At 67.8% G+C, this 20,326-nt stretch carries 22 protein-coding genes; 9 read left to right on the top strand and 13 right to left on the bottom strand.

Annotated features, from left to right (window positions below; all coding sequences use genetic code 11):
• Positions 1-108: 108 nt before the first annotated feature.
• Both H074_RS05425 and H074_RS05420 read right to left on the bottom strand, forming a co-directional pair.
• Complete coding sequence (locus tag H074_RS05425) at positions 109-828, bottom strand: hypothetical protein (RefSeq protein WP_007029016.1); 720 nt, start codon at positions 826-828, stop codon at positions 109-111.
• A gap of 132 nt (positions 829-960) precedes the next feature.
• Positions 961-2,526 (bottom strand): S8 family peptidase, encoded by a 1,566-nt coding sequence (locus H074_RS05420; protein WP_051071882.1) that lies wholly within the window; start codon positions 2,524-2,526, stop codon positions 961-963.
• 393 nt (positions 2,527-2,919) lie between these two features.
• On the opposite strand from H074_RS05420, the gene H074_RS05415 reads away from it, so the two are divergent.
• Complete coding sequence (locus H074_RS05415; RefSeq protein ID WP_007029014.1) at positions 2,920-3,435, top strand: GNAT family N-acetyltransferase; 516 nt, start codon at positions 2,920-2,922, stop codon at positions 3,433-3,435.
• A 77-nt stretch (positions 3,436-3,512) separates the two neighbouring features.
• On the opposite strand, the gene H074_RS05410 is transcribed toward H074_RS05415, so the two are convergent.
• From H074_RS05410 to H074_RS05395, 4 genes are all read right to left on the bottom strand, one after another.
• Positions 3,513-4,412, bottom strand: coding sequence for an ABC transporter substrate-binding protein (locus tag H074_RS05410; RefSeq protein ID WP_039921505.1), 900 nt, complete (start codon positions 4,410-4,412; stop codon positions 3,513-3,515).
• A 98-nt stretch (positions 4,413-4,510) separates the two neighbouring features.
• Positions 4,511-5,200: an ABC transporter permease gene (locus H074_RS05405; protein ID WP_007029012.1), complete on the bottom strand. Its 690-nt coding sequence runs from the start codon at positions 5,198-5,200 to the stop codon at positions 4,511-4,513.
• Positions 5,197-5,880 (bottom strand): ABC transporter permease, encoded by a 684-nt coding sequence (locus H074_RS05400; RefSeq protein ID WP_007029011.1) that lies wholly within the window; start codon positions 5,878-5,880, stop codon positions 5,197-5,199. Before H074_RS05400 ends, H074_RS05405 begins: the two co-directional genes overlap by 4 nt.
• The gene (locus tag H074_RS05395; protein WP_007029010.1) at positions 5,880-6,968 is read right to left on the bottom strand and encodes an ABC transporter ATP-binding protein; all 1,089 of its coding nucleotides are present in this window, start codon (positions 6,966-6,968) and stop codon (positions 5,880-5,882) included. The genes H074_RS05400 and H074_RS05395 overlap by 1 nt, the downstream gene beginning before the upstream one ends.
• 91 nt (positions 6,969-7,059) lie before the next feature.
• On the opposite strand from H074_RS05395, the gene H074_RS05390 reads away from it, so the two are divergent.
• Positions 7,060-8,466 (top strand): bis-aminopropyl spermidine synthase family protein, encoded by a 1,407-nt coding sequence (locus H074_RS05390; protein WP_007029009.1) that lies wholly within the window; start codon positions 7,060-7,062, stop codon positions 8,464-8,466.
• 52 nt (positions 8,467-8,518) lie between these two features.
• On the opposite strand, the gene H074_RS05385 is transcribed toward H074_RS05390, so the two are convergent.
• A complete protein-coding gene (locus H074_RS05385; protein ID WP_039921501.1) occupies positions 8,519-9,694 on the bottom strand; it encodes an NAD(P)-dependent malic enzyme in 1,176 nt (391 codons plus the stop codon).
• Positions 9,695-10,071: 377 nt separating this feature from the next.
• Here H074_RS05385 and H074_RS05380 point away from each other — a divergent pair, with 377 nt between their 5' ends.
• The gene (locus H074_RS05380; RefSeq protein WP_007029007.1) at positions 10,072-10,677 is read left to right on the top strand and encodes a dTDP-4-dehydrorhamnose 3,5-epimerase family protein; all 606 of its coding nucleotides are present in this window, start codon (positions 10,072-10,074) and stop codon (positions 10,675-10,677) included.
• Position 10,678: 1 nt separating this feature from the next.
• Here the strand turns inward: H074_RS05380 and H074_RS05375 are convergent, their stop codons facing one another.
• Entirely contained in the window at positions 10,679-12,286 is a 1,608-nt protein-coding gene (locus tag H074_RS05375) for a GMC oxidoreductase (protein ID WP_007029006.1), read from the bottom strand.
• 167 nt (positions 12,287-12,453) lie between these two features.
• On the opposite strand from H074_RS05375, the gene H074_RS05370 reads away from it, so the two are divergent.
• Positions 12,454-13,131 (top strand): hypothetical protein, encoded by a 678-nt coding sequence (locus tag H074_RS05370; protein WP_007029005.1) that lies wholly within the window; start codon positions 12,454-12,456, stop codon positions 13,129-13,131.
• A gap of 83 nt (positions 13,132-13,214) precedes the next feature.
• Here the strand turns inward: H074_RS05370 and H074_RS05365 are convergent, their stop codons facing one another.
• Positions 13,215-13,685, bottom strand: a complete 471-nt coding sequence (locus H074_RS05365) for a hotdog fold domain-containing protein (RefSeq protein ID WP_007029004.1) — start codon at positions 13,683-13,685, stop codon at positions 13,215-13,217.
• A gap of 62 nt (positions 13,686-13,747) precedes the next feature.
• On the opposite strand from H074_RS05365, the gene H074_RS05360 reads away from it, so the two are divergent.
• Positions 13,748-14,341, top strand: coding sequence for an acid phosphatase (locus H074_RS05360; RefSeq protein WP_007029003.1), 594 nt, complete (start codon positions 13,748-13,750; stop codon positions 14,339-14,341).
• A gap of 1 nt (position 14,342) precedes the next feature.
• Positions 14,343-14,825 (top strand): GNAT family N-acetyltransferase, encoded by a 483-nt coding sequence (locus H074_RS05355; protein WP_007029002.1) that lies wholly within the window; start codon positions 14,343-14,345, stop codon positions 14,823-14,825.
• Between the two features lie 130 nt (positions 14,826-14,955).
• Here H074_RS05355 and H074_RS05350 read toward each other — a convergent pair whose 3' ends face one another.
• Positions 14,956-15,495: a hypothetical protein gene (locus H074_RS05350; protein ID WP_007029001.1), complete on the bottom strand. Its 540-nt coding sequence runs from the start codon at positions 15,493-15,495 to the stop codon at positions 14,956-14,958.
• Positions 15,496-15,740: 245 nt separating this feature from the next.
• Between H074_RS05350 and H074_RS05345 the strand changes: the two genes are divergently transcribed.
• Both H074_RS05345 and H074_RS05340 read left to right on the top strand, forming a co-directional pair.
• A complete protein-coding gene (locus tag H074_RS05345) occupies positions 15,741-16,667 on the top strand; it encodes a diacylglycerol/lipid kinase family protein (RefSeq protein ID WP_007029000.1) in 927 nt (308 codons plus the stop codon).
• 273 nt (positions 16,668-16,940) lie between these two features.
• Positions 16,941-17,195, top strand: coding sequence for a WhiB family transcriptional regulator (locus tag H074_RS05340; RefSeq protein ID WP_007028999.1), 255 nt, complete (start codon positions 16,941-16,943; stop codon positions 17,193-17,195).
• Positions 17,196-17,509: 314 nt separating this feature from the next.
• On the opposite strand, the gene H074_RS05335 is transcribed toward H074_RS05340, so the two are convergent.
• Positions 17,510-19,033 carry a sensor histidine kinase gene (locus tag H074_RS05335; RefSeq protein ID WP_007028998.1) on the bottom strand — a complete coding sequence of 508 codons (1,524 nt, stop codon included), beginning with the start codon at positions 19,031-19,033 and terminating at the stop codon, positions 17,510-17,512.
• A 106-nt stretch (positions 19,034-19,139) separates the two neighbouring features.
• Here H074_RS05335 and H074_RS42320 point away from each other — a divergent pair, with 106 nt between their 5' ends.
• Positions 19,140-19,214, top strand: coding sequence for a 50S ribosomal protein bL37 (locus H074_RS42320; RefSeq protein WP_369299112.1), 75 nt, complete (start codon positions 19,140-19,142; stop codon positions 19,212-19,214).
• A gap of 68 nt (positions 19,215-19,282) precedes the next feature.
• On the opposite strand, the gene rsrA is transcribed toward H074_RS42320, so the two are convergent.
• Together rsrA and H074_RS05325 are read right to left on the bottom strand one after the other, a co-directional pair.
• Positions 19,283-19,606: a mycothiol system anti-sigma-R factor gene (rsrA, locus tag H074_RS05330; protein WP_007028997.1), complete on the bottom strand. Its 324-nt coding sequence runs from the start codon at positions 19,604-19,606 to the stop codon at positions 19,283-19,285.
• Entirely contained in the window at positions 19,603-20,241 is a 639-nt protein-coding gene (locus tag H074_RS05325) for a sigma-70 family RNA polymerase sigma factor (protein ID WP_039921573.1), read from the bottom strand. Before H074_RS05325 ends, rsrA begins: the two co-directional genes overlap by 4 nt.
• Positions 20,242-20,326: the final 85 nt, after the last annotated feature.

The following is a 20,326-nucleotide window of genomic DNA, read 5'->3' as shown; positions in this document are numbered from 1 at the left end:
AGCCGAGCGCCTGCGTAATCTACTGACGACCACATAGGCCATCAGGTGTTGCGAAGACCCCGAGAATCCGCCCTGCTGGGAAGGGGGCCTTCGTGTACTTCGCGGAAGCTAGCCGATCGCCTCGGAGGTCGCTTTGGCGACCTTCAGGGCGTTCTCCTTGCACAGCGTCTGGTCGACCGGTTTGGTGGGTTCGGACCCGCTCACGATGACCTGCGCTTCGACGTTCCCCTGATAGAACTTGATCGAGCACTGCCCGGCGGACCGGATGTCGTTGTAGCCGGCTTTGGTCGCCTTCGCCATGCTGGGGATCACTTCCCCGCCATCGTCCATGGCGTTGTCGTAACCCGCCTTGGCCCATTCCTCACCGGCGCCCGTGCCCGGTTCCTTCGACTTCGCCAGATACATGGTCACCGAAGCCGACGGAGCACCGTATTCGCGCCAGGAGCACGAAGACACCGTGTAGACGATGTCGTTGTTCGAGGTGCTCGCCGGCTCCTCGCCCTTCGGCGTTTCGAGCGGCGGCAGGTTCCTCACCTTGCTCCCGATCTTCTCGCAGCCGGGCATGGAGGTGTACTTGTCCGGCGGCCCGGTCTTCTTGGACGAGGTCGGCGCCGCGGACGAGGACGAACCGGAGTCGTCCGACAGCAACAGGATGGCCGCGACCCCGCCACCGCCGAGCAGCACCACCGCGCCGATGACGATTCCGACGATCAGTCCGGTGTTCGACTTCTTGGGCGGCGGACCGTACCCGGGCGGCGGATATCCCGGATATCCCTGTGGTGGATACGGCTGCTGAGGTCCCTGCTGATAGGGCGGTCCGGGCTGCATGCGAAGAGGCTAAAGCCTCGCATAGGTCCTTAGTGGACGAACGTCGCAACTGGGCACCGAATCACTCTCCGGATACGGAAAGGCCCCCTTCCCAGCAGGAGGAAGGGGGCCTTCACGTACTCCAGGGGTGGATCAGACGGTCAGCGACCAGCTGTTGAGCGTGCCGGTGTCGACCCGGTACACGTCCTGCACCTTCAGTTTCCACGCGCCGTTCGCGGCCTCGGCCGAGGCGTTGACGGTGTACGTGGTGTTGATGTTGTCGGACGAGTCGCTGCTCGAACCCTTCAGGCGGTACGAGGTGCCGTCCGGCGCGACCAGGTCGATGACCAGGTCACCGACGTAGGTGTGCGTGATGTTCACCGCGACCTTGGTGGTGGCCGAAGCGTTGCGGGCACAGTTCGCGACGGTGATCGTGCTGGTCACCGCGGCACCGGCGTCGGGGATGGCGACGACGCCGCTGTTGGTCTGCGTGCCACACGGCGTCGGCTCGGGGCCGGGGCCACTGCCGCTACCGGTGTTGAGCAGCACGTTCGGCGAACCGCTGCCCACGTTGGTCACCTTGTCCTTGACACCGGCGTTGACCAGCGCGTCACGGACCTGAGCGGGCGTGGCCGACGGGTTGGCGGAAACGTAGAGAGCCGCCGCGCCGACGACGTGCGGGGTCGCCATCGAGGTACCGCTGATGGTGTTGGTGCCGTTGTTCAGCCAGGTCGACGTGATGCCGCTGCCCGGCGCGAAGATGTCGAGGCAGGTGCCGATGTTGGAGAAGTCGGACCGGGCGTCGGTGTTGGTGGTCGAGCCGACGGTGATCGCCTCGGGCGTGCGGGCCGGGGAGGTGTTGCACGCGTTGGCGCCGTAGTCGTTACCGGCCGCGACACCGTAGGTGACACCCGACGCGATCGACCGCTGGACGGCCTGGTCGAGGGTCGTCGAAGCGCCACCGCCGAGGCTCATGTTCGCGACGGCGGGCTTGACGGCGTTCGCGGTCACCCAGTCGATACCGGCGATGACACCGGCGGTCGTCCCGGAACCGGAGCAGTTCAGCACGCGGACGGCGACGAGCTTGACGCCCTTGGCCAGACCGTGCGCGGTACCGCCGATGGTGCCGGCGACGTGGGTGCCGTGGCCGTTGCAGTCCGTGGCGTCGTTGTCGTTGTCGACGGTGTCCCGGCCATGGGTCGCGCGCCCGCCGAAGTCGGGGTGCGTGGTGAGGATGCCGGTGTCGACGACGTACGCGGTGACGTTCGACGCCGTGGTGCTGTAGCTGTACTTCTGGTCCAGCGGAAGGCTCTGCTGGTCGACCCGGTCCAGGCCCCACGACGGCGGGTTCAGCTGGTCCGTCGAGGCCGAGACGGTCTGGTTCTGCTCCACGTAGGCGACAGCGGGGTCGGCGGCGACGCGCTTCGCCTGCTTTTCGGTCAGCGCACCGGAGAAGCCGTGGACGGAAGACGCGAAGGTCTTCTCGATCGTGCCGCCGTGGCGCTTGGTCACGCTCTTCGCGGTGGCTTCGACCGACGAGCCGTCCTTCAGCACGACGATGTAGCTGTCCTTGATCGCCTTGGCGCTACCCGCGTTGACGATCGAACCCTCCGCCGCCGACGCGACGGTGGTACCGCCGAGCGCCGTCAGCACGGCGACGGCCGCGGCCACACCGAATGCGGGCAGTCGTCTCTTCGAGGTTCCCAGGGAATTGTTCAAGATATTCCTCCCAGGCAGGGTCGACCCACGGGCATGAAGAGGCCCGCCGGATCGTTGGGGTGACTCAGAGGTGAAGCGCGTTCCACTTAGGAGCGCAGGCTGAGACTAAGTCGATGATTCACCCCAAGGAAGACCTTGCATTACGGACATCCGGGTAGTAGTAGACGCCGCGTCGACGCAGTTCGGGTACCGTTCAGCCCCCGCCTTTAGTCGCGTTTTGCGCCCGTACGGCCCACGAAGAATTGGGAATCCGCACATCTGGTGGTCGTCTTCCGGTCCCCCGGTCGTTTCAACCGCGTGGAAGTACACACGGATGGACGCCTACTAAAGTCGCGACCTCACCCCGCGGAAATCGATTTCCATCCTACCTTCGGATGGAGCACACTCGGGCGCATGCTGCTCCGACAGGAAACCCCGGCCGACCGCGAGGCGATCCACGCCGTTCATCTGGCCGCGTTCGCGAAACTCAGTGTCCCGGTGGTCGAGGCGAAACTCGTCGATGAACTTCGGGAAGACGGCGACCTGATAGGCGCACTGTCCATCGTGGCCGAACGCGACGGGGAGGTCGTCGGCCACGTCTGCTGCAGCCCGGCCAGGCTCGGCTCCGACGAGAAGTCGACCGTCGGTCTCGGCCCGCTCGGTGTGCTGCCCGAGTACCACGCCTCCGGCATCGGCTCCGCGCTCGTGCACGCCGTGCTCGGCGCGGCGGACGCGCTCGGCTACGGCGCCGTAGTCCTGCTGGGCGACCCGAACTACTACTCCCGCTTCGGCTTCGAACTCGCCGCGCGGCACGGGATCACGCCGCCGGTCGCGGAATGGGCGCCGCACTTCCAGGTCCGCACCCTTCGCGCGTACACCCCCGAACTCCAAGGCGATTTCCGCTACTCCCCCGCCTTCGACCGCCTCTAATCCCTTCGCGATTCGGCACCTGGTTGCGGTCGTTCGTTAGCCGAACTATCGCAAGCAGGTGCCGAATCGCGTGGGCGTCAGGCCGGCGCGAGGAGGTTGTTCCGGCGCAGGAACTCTTCGGCGACGTCGAGGGGGTTGCGCTTCTCCTCGCTGAACAGGACGTTCAACTCGGTCAATTGGTCGGTCGTGAGCGCCGCCGAAACCCGGTTCAGCGCCTCGATCTCCTTCGGCGACAACGTCCCCTTCGCCGCGAGCGGCACGATGTTCTGCGCGGGGAACATGTTCTTGTCGTCCACCAGCGGCACGAACCCGTTCGCGGCGATCGACGACGACGTGCTGAACAGATCGGCGACCTGGATATCGCCGGACTTCAGCGCGGCGACCGTGACCGGGCCGCCGGTGTCGGTCGTGCGGATCTCGGCGAACTCACAGCCGTAGAGTGTCTTGATCCTGTCCTTCCAGCGGCTGCTCCACTGGCCGGGGCCGCCGAACACGAGTTCGCCGCACCGCTTGCCGAGATCGGAGAAGGTCCGGATCCCGGAATCGGCGAGTTCCTTGCGCACCACCAGCAGATCCTTGTCCTCCGCGGGCGCCTGTTCGAGGACCTCGAACCCGGAGGGCAGCTTCCGCTTCAGCTGTGTGTAAACGTCCTGCGGGGTGGTGGCCTGCGTGTCCTTGTCGAAGTAGCGCAACAGGTTGCCGCTGTAGTCCGGCACCACCGAAAGCGATTTGTCCTGCAGCGCCTTGATGACGACCTCGCGGCTGCCGACCGGCGGGCGCACGGTCACGTTCTCCGCGCCCGCGTTGCGCAGAGCGCCCGCGTAGATCTGGGCCAGCAGAAGGCTTTCCCCGACGTCGGACGCGCCGATGATGATGTCGCCGGTCGCACCGCCCTCGGCGCCGCCGGCGAGCGGGTTGCCACAGCCCGTCGCCAGCAGAGCGATCCCGGCGAACAGCGCCGCCACCGTCCGCCTCATAGCCTGCTGGTGAACCCGCGACCGCCGTCGGCAGGGCGCTGCGGGTTCACGCGTCTGGTCACTTTTCCCAGTAAGTCCGCAGCTCCGCCTACCGGCACTCATACCTTCGCCTTCTTCCCGCTCGCGGCCTGTGCCAGCCGAACTCCCTTGGGCACCAGCGTTCGCTGGACACCCGCCAGCGCGAGGTCCAGCGCGACCGCGAGCAACGTCGTCAGGAGCGCGCCCGCGACCACCTGCGGGTAGTCCAAAATGGCCAGTCCGTCGAGTAGGAACCGGCCGAGCCCGCCGAGTCCGACGTAGGCGGCCACGGCGGCTGTCGCCACCAGTTGCAGCACCGAGTTCCGCACCCCGCCGAGCACCAGCGGCAGCGAGATGGGCACCTCGACCTTCCACAACCGTTGCCAGCCGGTCATTCCGATGCCCTGCGCCGCGTCGACAACGCCGTGGTCGGTCGCCTGCAGGCCCGCGTACGTCCCGGCGAGGATCGGCGGGATGGCGAGCACCACGAGCCCGATGATCGTCGAGATCTCGCTCTCGGTGAAGAGCAGGAACAGGAAGGTCACCAGCCCCAGCGTCGGTAGCGCGCGGATCGCATTGCCGCCGCTTACCAGCAGCACCGCGCCGCGGCCGGTGTGCCCGACGTACAGCCCGAGCGGGATCGCGATGATCAGTGCGAAGACCAGTGCCAGCGCCGTGTAGCCGAGATGCTGCAGCAGCCGGGCCGGGACGCCGTCCGCCCCCTGCCAGTGAGCCGGGTCGCCGAACCAGTTCAGGACGTCGCCGATCATTTCGCCCCCGCCGTGGTCGCCACCCGGTCCCAGGGTGTGAGGAGATCTCGAATCCGGACCAGCACCAGGTCGACGATCAGCGCGAGCAGCAGGGTCGCGACGATCCCGACGACGATCGGCGAGAAGTACTCGCGCTGGAAGCCGTCGGTGAACAGCACTCCGAGCCCGCCGGTGCCGATCAGCGCGCCGACACTGACCAGGCTGATGTTGCTGACCGAGGCCACCCGGACGCCCGCCGCGAGCACCGGCACCGAAAGCGGCAGCTCCACGGTGAGGAAGCGGCGCGCGGGTCTGTAGCCGATCGCTGTGGCCGCCGCGACGACGTGCGGCGGGACGGCGTCGAGCGCGTCCAGCACCGGGCGGACGAGCAGGGCGGCGGTGTAGACGGTGAGCGCCACGATGACGTTGACGCTGTCGAGGATCTTCGAACCGATGATGCCCGGGATCACCACGAACAAGGCGAGCGACGGGATCGTGTACAGCAGGTTCGACACTACGAGCAGCACGGAACGCGCCGCGGCGAACCGGTGGCCGAGCCAGCCCGCCAGCACCGCGATCACCAGGCCCAGCGCCAGCGGGACCAGCGAGAGATAGATGTGGTCGAGCAGGTCGCCGAAGAACTGCGAGCGGTTGTTGGCACTGCCCAGGTAGCGGCCGAGCTCCGCGAAGAAGTCGCCCATCAGGAACTCAGCGACGGCGCTTCGATCACCTCGAGGACTTGCTTGGCTCTGACCACGCCGAGGACCTTCTGGTCGGCGTCGACCACGACACCGAGGCTCGCGGGCGACGAAAGTGCCGCGTCGAGCGCGCCCCGGATCGGCGAACCCTGGAGGTACAGCGATCCGCCCGCGACGAGATCGGTCTCCGCGAGTCCTCCGTCCACAGTGGACCCCGGACGCAGCCAGCCGCGCGGCTGGCCTTCGGCGTTGACCGCGACCCGCCAGTCGTCGGACGGCCCGGGTGCTGGCTTGCCGACCTCGACCCGCTCGACCTCTTCGACGACGATCCCTTCCGCCGAAAGGAAGGAAAGCCCGCGGTAGCCGCGGTCCTTGCCCACGAACGACGCGACGAAGTCGTCGACGGGATGACGCAACACGTCCGAGGGCGTGCCGTACTGCGCGAGCACCCCTCCGACGCGGAGCACCGCGATCTTGTCGCCGAGCCGCACGGCCTCGTCGATGTCATGGGTGACGAACACGATCGTCTTCCCCAGCTGCGACTGCAGGCGCAGCAATTCGTCCTGCAGTTCCTCGCGGACGATCGGGTCGACGGCGGAGAACGGCTCGTCCATCAGCAGCACCGGCGAATCCGCCGCGAGCGCCCTCGCGACGCCGACGCGCTGCTGCTGGCCGCCGGAAAGCTGGGCGGGGTACCGCTTGCCGAGTTCCGCGGGCAGGCCGACGGTTTCGAGCAGTTCGGCCGCACGCTTGCGCGCCTTGCCCTTGTCCCAGCCGGACAGCAGCGGCACGGTGGCGACGTTGTCCAGGACTGTCCTGTGTGGAAAGAGGCCGGCGTGCTGGATGACGTAGCCGATGCCACGGCGCAGCAGCGCCGGGTCGCCGTCGCTGACGTCCTTGCCGTCGAGCAGTACCGTTCCCGAGGTCGGCTCGACCATCCGGTTGATCATCCGCAGCGACGTGGTCTTGCCGCAGCCGGACGGCCCGACGAAGACGGTGATGGTGCCGTCCTCCACGGTGAGGTTCAGGTCGTCGACCGCGACCGTCCCGTCCGGATACCGCTTGGTCACGCCACGGAACTCGATAGTCACGTGTCTCTCCCCATGTCTGGTCGAAAAACCGTAGCCCACATCGGCCCTGTTGGCACGGTGTCTCGGGGATCGGGTCACTAGGCTGCAGACCGTGAGTCCTTCCGTCGATGACGTCCTCGCGGCGCACGGTGTCCACGTGCGACCGCTCCATCAGGTGATTTCCCTGCTCCGGACGGATTGGCGTGACCTCGGCGAACTGGTCCGGATCAGCACCGCGCCACGCCGGAGTGTCGAAGACGTCCTGAACGCGCTCGGCGACGACGTCGAGCGGAACGAATCCCGCCTCCGGCTGGTCCCCGCCGCCCGCGAGAAGTACGCGCGCTTCGGGGCACGGGACCGGAAATCCGATCCCGACCTGCTGAAGACCATCACCAGCTACGTCGAGAACGTGCCCGCGCCGCTGGCCGCGCTCGACCACGTGCAGGCGACGCCGGAGACGGTGCTGAACCGGGCGCTGTGGCTGGACGAACGATACGATCTCGACACGGCGAAGCTGCTGTTCCTGGGCGACCACGACCTCACTTCACTGGCCGTACGCGCGTTGCGGCCCGAAGCGGACCTCACCGTCGTCGATCTCGATGATCGTGTGCTGGCCTACATCGACGAACTCAGCGAGCGGTCCATCCGCACCCTGCACACGGATCTGCGCGTCGGCCTGCCACCCTCGGTGACGGGGCGGATGGATCTCGTGTTCAGTGATCCGCCTTACACCCCCGAAGGAATGGGCTTGTTCGCGGCACGCGGGGTCCAGGCGCTCACCGAACCCTCGGACGGGCGACTGCTGCTCGCGTACGGCTACAGCCCCCGCCATCCCGCATTGGGCGCGCAGGTGCAGCGGGCGCTCGCGACGCTCGGGCTGACCTTCGAAGCGATCCTGCCGGACTTCAACCGGTACTTCGGCGCGCAGGCGATCGGGAGCGCGGCGGACCTCTACGTGTGCCAGCCGACCGCGAAGTCGAAGAAGAACCGTGGCGGCAAGGGAAAGGCCGCGATCTACACGCACGGCCCGCAATCGGTGGAGTCCGCCGGCGCGGCCAAGCCGTCACTGCTGGACAAGCTGCACGAGATCGCCACCGAAGGCGGGCTGGCGCTGGAGTCGCGGCCGGTCGGCTGGTCCGTTTCCGGACCGGAAGGCGACGCGGTCGCGATGGACCTCTCGGCCGACCCCGGCCCGTGGCTGCTGCGGACCCTGCTGGGCACCAACGCGCGACGGCTGGCGCTGCTGGTCCCGAACTCGCATCCCGACCTGACGAACGCCGAGGCGCAGGGAGCGCTCAACCGGCTGGTCGGGGCGAAGTACAAACTGCGGCTGCTGCGGAGCACCCCGGACAACCGGCACGCCGTCGTCGTCGCGGACGCCGTCGGGCACCAGGACGAACTGCTGACCCGGGCGCACGCGCGGCTGGCGAACGTCTCGCTGGACGTTCCGTCGGACCTGACGGACGCGCGGCTGATCGACCTGCCGCGGCACCGGCTGGCGGAACTGCTCACCTCGTGAGTGGTGAGGACGGTTCTAACCGTCCTCACCACTCACGAGGCCTGGGAGTCGCTCACACCACGCCGTCGGCCTCGGCGGCCTTCGCGACCGCGGCGGCCACCTCGGGCGCGACGCGCGGGTCCAGGGGGCTCGGGACGATTCGGTCCGGGCCGAGGTCGTCCTGCGCGACCGCGAAGATCGCTTCGGCCGCGGCCAGCTTCATGTTCTCCGTGATCGCCCGCGCGCCGGAGTCCAGCGCGCCGCGGAAGACGCCGGGGAACGCCAGCACGTTGTTGATCTGGTTCGGGAAGTCGCTGCGCCCGGTCGCGACGATCTTGGCGTACTGAGCCGCCACGCCCGGGTGCACCTCCGGGTCGGGGTTGGACAGCGCGAACACGATCGCGTCGTCGGCCATCCCGGCCAGCAGGGACTCGTCGATGGTGGCCCCGGACAGACCCAGGAAGACGTCGGCGCCCTTGAGCGCCTCGCCGAGGCCGCCGCGCAGGCCCGCCGTGTTCGTGGTCTCGGCGAGCTTCCGCTTGATCGGGTTCAGGCCCTCACGACCGGAGTGGATGATGCCGCGCGAGTCGAGCACGGTGACGTCCGCGACGCCGGCGTTCTGCAGGATCCTGGCGCAGGCCACACCCGCCGCGCCCGCTCCCGAGACGACCACGCGCTGGCCGGAGATGTCCTTGCCGAGGACCTGGTTCGCCCCGCGCAGCGCGGCCAGCGTGACGATCGCCGTACCGTGCTGGTCGTCGTGCATGACCGGGCAGTCGAGGGCCTCCTTGAGGCGGTCCTCCAGTTCGAAGCAGCGCGGCGCCGAGATGTCCTCCAGGTTCACCGCGCCGAACGACGGGCGCAGCCGGACCAGGGTCTCGATGATCTCGTCGACGTCGGTGGTGTCCAGGACCAGCGGGATGGAGTCGAGTCCGCCGAAGGTCTTGAACAGGACCGACTTGCCCTCCATGACCGGCAGCGAGGCGCTCGCGCCGATGTCGCCGAGGCCGAGCACCGCCGTACCGTCGCTGACCACCACGACCAGCCTGTCCGCCCACGTGTACCGCTTCGCCTTGGCCGCGTCCTCGGCGATCGCACGGCTCACCTTCGCCACACCAGGCGTGTACGCGACCGAGAGGTCACGGGGCGAGGAGATCGGGCGCGTCGCGGCCACGGAGAGCTTGCCGCCCTCGTGCCCCTCGAAGATCTCGGTGTCCGTCACTGGCGTGGTCATCGTGGTTCCCGTCATTGCTTCCGCCGTGTCTAAGGACGGCGAAGTCTCGATTCGAGCGAAGGTCATGGGATTCTCCTGGGACTGCGAGCGGGGGAACTGGCCGGTGAACAGGCCAAAACTGGGCATGGCCCGGCCACCTGGGGTAACTCGTCCTCCGACACGGCAGCCCAGCGCGGTAGCGCCGGCCTGTCGGCGAAGCGTCCAATCGGCCATCGGTGCCGTGGGTGTGGCGACGGCCGCGGACGCAGCGGTCAGATCATTGTGACAGGCGTGCGGACCAGTGTGCCCCTCTGGTGCGGTTGATGTCACAAACCGGTCCGGCTTTCCGCAGCTCAAGCGAGGTTTCGCAAGACGTCCGTCCGGTTTGGGAAGCGCTCGTTAGCATTGAGGACATGCAAGCCAGGCGCCTCAGCATCCCCGACTGTTTCGAGTTCACACCGCAGGTTTTCCCCGATCACCGCGGCCTGTTCGTGGCGCCGTTCCAGGAAGAGGTGTTCGTCGAAGCGGTCGGGCACCGGCTTCGCCTCGGCCAGACCAACACCAGTGTCTCGCGGCGCGGCTCCATCCGCGGCGTGCACTTCGCGGACACCCCGCCCGGGCAGGCGAAATACGTGTACTGCCCGAGCGGTTCGCTGCTGGACGTCATCGTGGACCTCCGGGTCGGCTCGCCCACCTTCGGCGAATGGACGTCCGTTCTGCTCGACAGCGCCGAGTACAAAGCGGTCTACATCGCCGAAGGCCTCGGCCACGCCTTCATGGCGCTCGAAGACGAAACTGTCATGGCGTACCTCTGCTCCGAGCCGTACAACCCGGCGGGAGAGCACGGCGTCAACCCGATGGACACGGATCTCGCACTGCCCTGGCCGCGCGACATCGAACCCGTGGTGTCCGAAAAGGACACCGCGGCGCCCTATCTGAAAGAGGCCTTGGAGCAGGGGTCGCTGCCGCGGTACGACGAATGCGTGGCGTACTACGAGAAGTTGCGGGCGGACTGCTGAGCTAGCGCGCCACGTCCTCGGCCAGCACCCGTTCCACGTTCCGTTCCGCCAGCGCGGTGATCGTGACGAAGGGGTTCACCCCGGTACTTCCCGGGATCAGCGATCCGTCGGTCACGTACAGGTTCCGATAGCCTTTCACCCGGCCGTACAGGTCGGTGGCCCCGCCCAGCACCAACCCGCCGAGCGGGTGATAGGTGAACCGGTTCTCGAACGACCGCGTATCCCCGAACAGGTCACTCCGGTAGACCGTGCGATTCGCCCGGTTGACCTTGTCGAACAACGACTTCGCCGCGTCGATCGAAGGCTTCCCCTGCGAAGCGCGCCACTGGAGTCGCGCGGAGTCGCTCGCGGCGTCGTAGGTGAAGTGGCCGCGTTCGGGGTTCTTCGTGATCGCCAGGTACAGGCTCAGCCAGGTCTCGATCCCGGCGGGCACCGGCGCGACCTCGGCGAAGACCGGGTTCACCGGGTCGTCCCACGCGTCGATGCCGAGCGCGGGCATCCCCGACTGCAACGATCCGCCGAGGTCCCACGCGTGGTTGGCGCGGCCCAGCATCACATTGCCGTTGGTGCCCCAGCCGCGGCCGACCTCGTCGTTCAGTTCGGGCAGCGTCCCGGTTTCCCTTGCCCGCACGAGCAGTTCCGTCGAACCGAGACTGCCGGCGCCGAGGAACAGGTACTTCGCGCCGAGCTGTTTCCTCGCCACGATCGCGCCGTCCTCGGAGGTTTCGTGCACGGTGAGGACGTAGGTGCCGTCGGTCTGGCGAGTGATCCCGCGGACCTGGTGCAGCGTCTTGATGGTCACCTTCCCGGTGCCCAGCGCGGCCGCGAGATAAGTCTTGTCGAGGGACCGTTTGCCGTGGTTGTTGCCGTAGATGACCTCCGACGCGAGCGCCGATCGCGGCACCGTGCCCGCTTCTTCGCGCTTCATGTACTCGAAGTCGTAAACACTGGGCACGAACACCGTCTTGAGTCCCGCTCGCGCCGCGGCCTTCCGGGAGACCCTCGCGTAGCGGTAGGAACGGCAGGTTTCGAACCAGTGCTGGTCGATGTGGTTCACGCCGAGGGCCTGGTTGGCGCGGGGAAAGTACTTCCCGTACATCTCGTCCGCGTCGACGGCGGGCAGGATCTCCTCGAAGTACGACCGCCTCGGCGTCACGGCCATCGCTCCGTTGACCAGCGAACCGCCGCCTACCCCTCGTCCGACGTACACGGACATGTCGCCGTAGTTCACCCTGTCGAGGACACCGGGATACCGCTTGATGTCGTGGTTGGCCACGTCGAGCCAGAGAAAGGACGCGAGCGGGGCCTGCGTGCGGTTCTTGAACCACATGGCCCGCCGGTCCGGCCGGAGCATGTCGCAGAAGACCTTGCCGTCCGGGCCGGGGTCGGCCCACAGTTTGCCCATTTCGAGCATGACCGTGGGAACCCCGGCTTCGCCGAGGCGGAGCGCGGTGACCGCGGCGCCGTAGCCGGTGCCGACGACCACGGCCGTCGAGAAGCCTGGGGACGATTCTTCGGCCTGTGCGGTGGAAATAGTGGTGAGTCCAAGAGCGGCGGCGGAGTTGAGCGCGGTGAACCCGAGGAAGTTGCGGCGCGACAGTGGGGACATGGGCCGATGATCGCCCGCTGTCCGAGCCGCCTTCAAGGGCGAATCCGAAGCAGATTCGCGTCAGCTGGGTAAACACCGTTTATTTTCACTCGAACGTGGCGATTCAGGGGTCCCCTGGGTGGCTTCCCCGATGTGCCTCAAACCGGCACAGACCACTCTTTCGGGTCATGAGACGTCTTCTCGCCGCGACCGCGACCGCACTGTCCGCTGCCGCCCTCCTCGCCTTTCCCGGCCACGCCTCCGCGGCGCCGTCACCGTTGCCCGACTTCGACTTCTCCGCCTGCCCCGCCCCGCCGTCGAACGCCGACCCGGGCACGTGGCGTTGCGAAGCCTTTGTCTCTCAAGGAGTCCTGACCATCGCCGACCGCGAGATCCCGCTCGGGGAGATGCGGCTGACCTTCTCCGAAGGCGAAGTGGACGGGAAGTACGCGCAGGTGTTCGGCGAACTGCGGCATGCTCCCGCACGGATCCGCGACACTTTCGGCGCGACCCTCCAGCTGAAGTACGGCGGCCACTCGGACTTCCAGTCGAACGACGAGCGCCGCGGCGAACTGGACCTCTATGCTGTCCTGCGGCATCCCTTGCTGCCCAAGGAATGCACTGTCGGCACCCTCGGCGCGCCGCTCCATTCGGTGGTCAAGGACGATCCCGCGGTGCCGTTCGAGGTGATCTCGCAGAACCCGAAGACGGTGAAGTTCGGCGTCGTCGACGCCCAGCTCGCCCTGCCGCGCACGACCGGCTGCGGACGACTGTCGCAAGTGGCCGACGAGTTGCTCGGACTGCCGTCGCCGAGCGGGAAGAACACCTTCAAGCAGACGACCTACGTGCAGTTCAAACCCCTCTGACCCCGCAATTCGTCACCTGGTTGCGATAGACGGCGTGCGCAAGGATCGCAACCAGGTGCCGAATTGCGTCGATCCAGAGCGTCTTACTTCTTCTTGGTGACCCAGATGGTGATGGTCGCGGTCACGACGGGCTTCCCGTTCGTGTCCGTGATCATCACCGGCACGGGAAGCTCGAAGCCCTCGTCGCCGAATTCCGGCAACTCCGGCAGTTCCGCGACGGCGCGCAGGCTCGTCTCGGCCTTCGCCACGTACGCGACCGTCATCCCCTTGGGCAGCCAGCGATGCGTCGTCGGGACGGTCGCCTCGGCGAGCATGCCCATGGCGATCTCGGCGAGGTTGCATGCCGCGATCGCGTGAAAAGTCTTGATGTGGTTGTAAACACCCCACCACTTGGGGGACGTCACCTCGCACCGGCCGGGGCCCAGTTCGCGCACCGACGGGAGCACCGTCCGGAAGTACGGCACACGCAGGCACATCGCCGCCGAGAACAGCTGTTTGCCGACCGGCTTGCCCGCCAGCCGGTTCCACATCGCGTAGGTCGGATTCTGCGCCATCACGGTCTCCTCATCATGTTACTCGCCAGTAGCATAACCGGACCGCAGGCTATATTCGCAACGTGGCACATCGGCTCTTCCTCCTCCGGCACGGTCAGACCGAGTGGTCCGTCAACGGACGGCACACCGGACGCACCGACATCCCGCTCACCACCGCGGGCGAAGGGCAGGCCCGCGCCGCGGGCGGCACCTTGCGCGCGGTGCTCGGCGGCAGCCCGGCGCTCGTCCTCTCCAGCCCTCGCACCCGCGCGCTGCGGACGGCCGAGCTGGCCGGCCTGCGCGTCGACGAGGTCACCGAAGAGCTGGCCGAATGGGACTACGGCGACTACGAAGGCGTCACCACCCCGTCGATCCGCGAGACCGTTCCCGGCTGGACCGTCTGGTCACACCCGATCCCCGGCGGCGAAAGCGCGGAGGACGTCAACGCCCGCGCGGACAAGCTGATCGACAGGGTCCGCGAACCGCTCGGCGAGGGCGACGTGATCCTGGTCGGCCACGGGCATTTCAGCCGGGTCCTGGTCGCGCGCTGGGTCGGCCTCCCGTCGACGGCGGGTGTCCACTTCGGACTCGACCCGGCCGGCGTCGCGGTACTCGGCGACGAACGCGGCGAGCCGCAGATCGAACACCTCAACCTGCTCCCCACCACAGAGGACTGAAATGGGCGACGACCGCATCCGGCGCATCCGCGAAGAAGACGTGGACGCCGTCGTCCAGCTCGTCTACGACCTCGCCGAGTTCGAACGCGCGCCGGACGAGTGCCACCTCACTCCCGGGCAGCTGCGCGTCGCGCTGTTCGGCGAGGCTCCGGGCCTGTTCGGGCACGTCGCCGAGGTCGACGGCCAGATCGTCGGCTACGCGCTCTGGTTCCTCAACTTCTCCACCTGGCGCGGCGTGCACGGCATCTACTTGGAGGATCTCTACGTCCGCCCCGAGCAGCGCGGCTCCGGCCTCGGCAAGGCGCTCCTGGCCACCCTCGCGGCGGTCTGCGTCGAGCGCGGCTACGCCCGCCTCGAATGGTCGGTGCTCAACTGGAACCCGGCGCAGGGGTTCTACAAGTCACTCGGCGCGGTGCCGATGGACGAGTGGACCGTCGACCGCCTCACCGACGAACCGCTGAAGGCGCTCGCGGCCCAGGTCTAGCGAGGGCCGAAGGCGTAACTCGCGTGATTAAGCACGTAACTCGCGTGATTGGACACCGCACTCGAATGTCCGGCCTCCAATCACGCGAGATCCGTCTCCGATCACGCGAGTGCGGCGCTGCGGCCCAGGTCTAGGAGTCGCGTTCCTCGCGCTCACGACGCGCCGCGCGCCCCGCCGCGCCGTCACGTTCGGCGGCCTCTTCCTCGGTCTCGCCTTCTCGCAGCCCGAGCGCCCACGCGCGCGACGGGCGGCGGAACAGCAGCACGATGACGGCGACGCCGACCAGGGCCAGCGGCACTCCCCACAGCGGCTGCCCGGACGGGCCCGCGCCGTACCAGCCGACGCCCACCAGGATCAGCGCGACGACCACGCCCGGCGACCTCGCCCACGTCTTCCCCATCACCAGTCCGGCCGCGCAGGCCAGCGTTCCGGCGGCGAGGACGAGGTAGTAGGCGACCTCGGCCAGGAGGTTCTCCGGTCCGGCCTGGCCGTTGACCAGGAGCAGGATCGCGAACACGATCAGGGCGAGCCCCGGCAGCGCGGTGACGGCCCCGGCGAGGCGGACTTCAGGGGGCGCGGGCGAGAGCTTGTCTGCGATGGACACGGCGAAACAGCCTTCCAGGCTTCCGGACACGGCGCTCCACCAGGGCGGGTCACCGTACGTGAGCACTTTCGATCGTATGCCACCCGGTCGGCCGGTTTCCCCTCGCCGCCGCATGGGAAGAATTGGAAGCGTCGTCGATGAGCGGGCGGTCGGCCCGGGTGCACTTGTCACGACGTGCGAAAGCCGCCGGCGATGAGGAGGAACGCCCGCCACAGGGGTCATACGGTGCTGCTTCGAGAAAGCACGGCCCACTGAGCTTCGCGTCACCTGACGCTCCCCTCATCGGGCCGAGGAGGCTTACCCTGCGGTATGTGCGTGCCATCCTCGTCGTGAACCCCCAGGCCACCTCGACCACCGCCGGTGGCCGTGACGTGCTGGCGCACGCACTGGCCAGCCAGGTCAAACTCGACGTGGTGGAGACCGACTACCGCGGCCACGCGATGGCCGTGGCGAGGTCCGCCGCCCGCGACGGGATCGACCTGGTGGTCGCCCACGGCGGCGACGGCACCGTCAACGAGGTGGTCAACGGCCTGCTCGCGGACGCCGACGGCGATCCGGCGAAGGTCGGCGACGTCCCCATGCTCGGTGTCGTGCCGGGCGGCTCGGCGAACGTCTTCGCCCGCGCGCTCGGGATCGCGCACGATCCGGTGGAAGCGACCCATCAGCTCCTCAACGCCATCGAGAACGACCGAAGCCGCAAAGTCGGCCTCGGAATCGCCGACGGCCACTGGTTCACCTTCAACGCCGGCATGGGCTGGGACGCCGACGTCGTCGGCCGCGTGGCCAAGCGCCGGGGCAAGCAGACCACCGCGGGGCTCTACCTGAGGGCCGCGGTGGCGTCGCATCTGCGGCCTCCGCTCGGCCGTCCGCCCCTCACGGTCAGGATCCCGGGTGAAGAGCCCACCGAAGTGCTGACCGCTTTCGTGTCGAACACCGATCCGTGGAGCTACCTGGGGGACCGTCCCGTCCACCTGAATCCGGGCAGCTCGTTCGACACCGGACTGGGCCTTTTCGCGTTGAGCGGTCTGGGATTGCCCACCGTGTTCAAGCATGTACGGCAGGCATTGCTCACGAAGAGCGACCAACACGGACGACGTCTCCTTCGTCACGATGACCTGCCGATGATCCGCATAGACGCTGCTGAACCGGTAAACTTCCAGGTGGACGGCGACCTCGTCGGCCAGCGGAAGCGGGTGGAGTTCTTCAGCGTCCCGGAAGCACTGACGGTAATCGTCTGACGACCGGACCGCTGATCGTCTGCGGCAAAGTGCGACCTGCCGCTCATCGACGCAGAACCTCCGCTCACCGCATCGGCCTTCCCTTCGGAAGGCCGTTTCGGAACGAAACCGCAGGTCAGAAGCGTCGCTCGGCCGGGTGAGCTGACTCACCGATCTTCAGAAAACCCTTGTCGAAACGGGTGCTTCGTGAAAGCATTCACAAGCACCCAAAAAAACGACCGCCATGACGACTATGGCGCGGAGTACCGCGCCGTTATGAAGGAGCTCAGAAACATGGACTGGCGCCACGACGCGGCCTGCCGAGACGAGGACCCCGAGCTGTTCTTCCCCGTGGGAACCAGCGGTCCTGCTCTGTCGCAGGTAGCGCAGGCGAAGGCCGTGTGCCACCGCTGCACCGTCGCTTCCGACTGCTTGGCCTGGGCATTGGCCAGCGGACAGGACGCAGGCGTCTGGGGCGGGATGAGCGAGGACGAGCGACGGGCCCTGAAGCGCCGTCGTACGCACATCGGCACGCGTACCTCCGCCTGAGTTTCGACTCACGCACGCTTCATCGCATCACTTACAACTGAGCAAGACCCAAGCTTCGGGATATCCCGCGGCGCACTGCCTGCGTGGCCATGCGTCGCGAGGTGACACGTACCCGGCTTGAGCTTAACAAGCGAGGCCGACACACCCCGACGGGGGTATGGCTTCGCTGGACTTTCCCAAGTCCTCCCGCGGAACCGTTACAGGGCCGGCGCCATCTTCTCTTCGGGCGCCGGCCCTAAAACGTGTCCGGATGAGACTGTCCATTGAGAACGATCAAAAGCGACAGTCCACTACAGACTCCGTGGCATCGGAACTCACAGCCGCCGGGACAACGGGATCCGCAGCGCGGCTTCGGTTCCCATCCGGCGGCCGCCGGCCTCCTCGGATTCCCCGCGGAGTCCGCGAATCGACAGCGACCCGCGCAGTTCCGACTCCACCAGGGTCCGCACGATCTGCAGTCCGAGGCCGTCACTGCGTTCCAGCGAGAAACCCGAGGGCAATCCGCGCCCGTTGTCGCGGATGACGACATCGAGCCAGCGGGCCGAGCGCTCCACCACGAGTTCGACCTTGCCCGGCCGTCCCCCGGGGAACGCGTGCTCGATGGCGTTCTGGACCAGTTCGGCCAGCACCATCACCAACGGCGTCGCGATCTCGGCGACGACGACACCGAACGAGCCCGTGCGCGAAAGCCCGACCTGCGATTCGGCCGTCGCGACCTCGCCGACCATCGGGAGGACGTTGTCGAGCAGCTTGTCGAGATCGACCCGCTCGTCCACGGAGATGGACAGCGCCTCGTGCACCATCGCGATCGACGAGACCCGGCGCACGGACTCGCCGAGCGCGAGCCGCGCCTCCTCGCTGGAGGTCCGGCGCGACTGGAGCCGCAACAGCGCGGCGACGGTCTGCAGGTTGTTCTTCACCCGATGGTGGATCTCGCGGATGGTCGCGTCCTTCGAAAGGAGGGCGCGGTCACGGCGCTTCACCTCGGTGACGTCGCGCACCAGCACCAGCGCGCCCGCGGCCTGCCCGGCGGGACGCAGCGGAAGCGCACGGAACAGCACGACGGCGCCGCGGCGGGAATCCGCCTCCGTACGGCTGCTGGGCTTGCCGTCGAGCGCCTCGATGATGCGGTGCGACACCTCGGTCGCGTCGAACGGATCGCGGATGAGCGACCGGGTCAACGGCGCGAGGCGCTGCCCCACGAGGTCGGATTCGTGCCCCATCCGGTGATAGGCCGACAACCCGTTCGGGCTGGCGAAGACCACGGTGCCGGTGGGGTCGAGGCGGATCAGGCCGTCACCGACCCGCGGGCTGGTGTGCGTGTCCGTCTGGTTCCCGGGGCTGGGGAAGGTGCCGTCGACGATCATCTGGCACAGGTCGCCCGCGCTGCCGAGATAGGCGATCTCGAGCGGGCTCGGCACCCGCGAAGCCGCCAGGTTGGTCTCGCGGCTGAGGACGGCGATCACCGTACCGCCGTACACCACCGGGATGGCCTCGCGGCGCATCGGCAGGTCGCGGTACCAGTGCGGGTCCTCTTCGCGGCAGATCCGCACCTCACGGCTCGCCTTGGCCAGCTGCGGATGCTCGTCCTCGGTGAACCGGGAGCCGACGACGTCCTCCGGATGGGCCGTCGGCGCCGTCGTCGGGCGCGCGTGGGCGACGCAGACGTAGTCGCCGCCGTCGGGCTGCAGCTCCTCCGAGACGGCGACCCAGAGCAGGAAGTCGGCGAAGGACAGGTCGGCCAGCAGCTGCCATTCGGCGACCACGGTCTGGAGATGATCCGCGGCTTCACCGGACAGGCCGGTGTTCTCCGCGAGCAGATCGGAAAGGGTGGACACGTCCCCATCCAAGCAGGGTGAGGGCCACATGACACACTGGAGAGGTTGACCCTGGCCCAGCGGTGTCGAACCACCCCGCGAGGGCCACTCGGACGAGGAGTGAAACATGTCGAAGCGCGCCCGCAAGCGTCGCGACCGTAAGAAGAACGGCGCGAACCACGGCAAGAAGCCCAACTCCTGATCATCGATCAGGCGACGAAGGCCCCCGCACCGATCCGGTACGGGGGCCTTCGTGAATCTTGAGCCGCGCTATTCGAAGGTCTGCTCGATCTTGACTTCGGTGCGCTCGATGGTGATCGCGCCCTTGGTCTGCACGGTCTGGCGGATCGAGGCCCGCAGCCGGGACTTGAGGTCGTCCGGCGCGTGGTCGCCGCCGCACTTGCGGGCGAGCAGCTGCTTGATGTGCTCGTCGATGCCGTATTCCTCGAGGCACGGCGGGCAGTCCTCGATGTGCTTGCGCAGGGCGGCGTCGCGCTCGGCGCTGCACTCCTTGTCCAGCAGCAGGTAGATGTCGGCGAGGGCTTCCTCGCACCTGACCTTGTCGTCCGCGCCGGCGCAGTAGTCCTCGGTCATCGCCCCGCCACCTCCTGCTGTTTGCCCGCGCGGATGAAGCCCCGCTCGCGGGCGACGTCGGCGAGCAGGTCACGGAGCTGGGCGCGGCCGCGGTGCAGCCGGGACATCACGGTGCCGATGGGCGTGTCCATGATCTCGGCGATCTCCTTGTACGCGAAACCTTCGACATCGGCGAGGTAGACCGCGAGGCGGAACTCCTCGGGCAGCTTCTGCAGCGCTTCCTTGACGTCGGCGTCGGGCAGGTTGTCCATCGCCTCGACCTCGGCCGAGCGCAGCCCGCTGGAGGTGTGACTCTCCGCCTTGGCGATCTGCCAGTCGGTGATCTCCTCGGTGGGCTGCTGCACCGGCTGGCGCTGACGCTTGCGATAGCCGTTGATGTAGGTGTTCGTGAGGATGCGGTACATCCACGCCTTGAGGTTCGTGCCCGCCTTGAAAGACGCGAAGGCCGCGTACGCCTTCAGGTACGTCTCCTGGACGAGGTCCTCGGCGTCGGCGGGATTCCGGGTCATCCGCATGGCGGCCGAGTACAACTGGTCGAGCAGGGGCATCGCGTCCCGCTCGAAGCGCTCGGCCCGCGCGGCCGCCTCTTCGGCGTCCTTGCCCGTGTCCGGCGCGGGATTCTGCGTGCTCGGCAAACCGTTCCCTTCCCGATCGGCGTCGATGCGCTTGTGCGCATGAGACGTCACCGAGTTTACGCGCGGACGGATCACCTGGCCGCCC

The organism is Amycolatopsis decaplanina DSM 44594 (assembly GCF_000342005.1).
GTDB lineage: Bacteria > Actinomycetota > Actinomycetes > Mycobacteriales > Pseudonocardiaceae > Amycolatopsis > Amycolatopsis decaplanina.
The sequence above is the reverse complement of the archived record's forward strand: the minus strand, read 5'-3'. Positions and strand labels throughout refer to the sequence as shown.

Excerpts from the sequence above, each read along its gene's own strand:
- H074_RS05425 (WP_007029016.1), bottom strand. The coding sequence starts at position 828 with ATGCAGCCCGGACCGCCCTATCAGCAGGGACCTCAGCAGCCGTATCCA.
- H074_RS05415 (WP_007029014.1), top strand. The coding sequence starts at position 2,920 with ATGCTGCTCCGACAGGAAACCCCGGCCGACCGCGAGGCGATCCACGCC.
- H074_RS05410 (WP_039921505.1), bottom strand. The coding sequence starts at position 4,412 with ATGAGGCGGACGGTGGCGGCGCTGTTCGCCGGGATCGCTCTGCTGGCG.
- H074_RS05405 (WP_007029012.1), bottom strand. The coding sequence starts at position 5,200 with ATGATCGGCGACGTCCTGAACTGGTTCGGCGACCCGGCTCACTGGCAG.
- H074_RS05400 (WP_007029011.1), bottom strand. The coding sequence starts at position 5,880 with ATGGGCGACTTCTTCGCGGAGCTCGGCCGCTACCTGGGCAGTGCCAAC.
- H074_RS05385 (WP_039921501.1), bottom strand. The coding sequence starts at position 9,694 with ATGACGGGAACCACGATGACCACGCCAGTGACGGACACCGAGATCTTC.
- H074_RS05380 (WP_007029007.1), top strand. The coding sequence starts at position 10,072 with ATGCAAGCCAGGCGCCTCAGCATCCCCGACTGTTTCGAGTTCACACCG.
- H074_RS05375 (WP_007029006.1), bottom strand. The coding sequence starts at position 12,286 with ATGTCCCCACTGTCGCGCCGCAACTTCCTCGGGTTCACCGCGCTCAAC.
- H074_RS05370 (WP_007029005.1), top strand. The coding sequence starts at position 12,454 with ATGAGACGTCTTCTCGCCGCGACCGCGACCGCACTGTCCGCTGCCGCC.
- H074_RS05365 (WP_007029004.1), bottom strand. The coding sequence starts at position 13,685 with ATGGCGCAGAATCCGACCTACGCGATGTGGAACCGGCTGGCGGGCAAG.
- H074_RS05355 (WP_007029002.1), top strand. The coding sequence starts at position 14,343 with ATGGGCGACGACCGCATCCGGCGCATCCGCGAAGAAGACGTGGACGCC.
- H074_RS05340 (WP_007028999.1), top strand. The coding sequence starts at position 16,941 with ATGGACTGGCGCCACGACGCGGCCTGCCGAGACGAGGACCCCGAGCTG.
- rsrA (WP_007028997.1), bottom strand. The coding sequence starts at position 19,606 with ATGACCGAGGACTACTGCGCCGGCGCGGACGACAAGGTCAGGTGCGAG.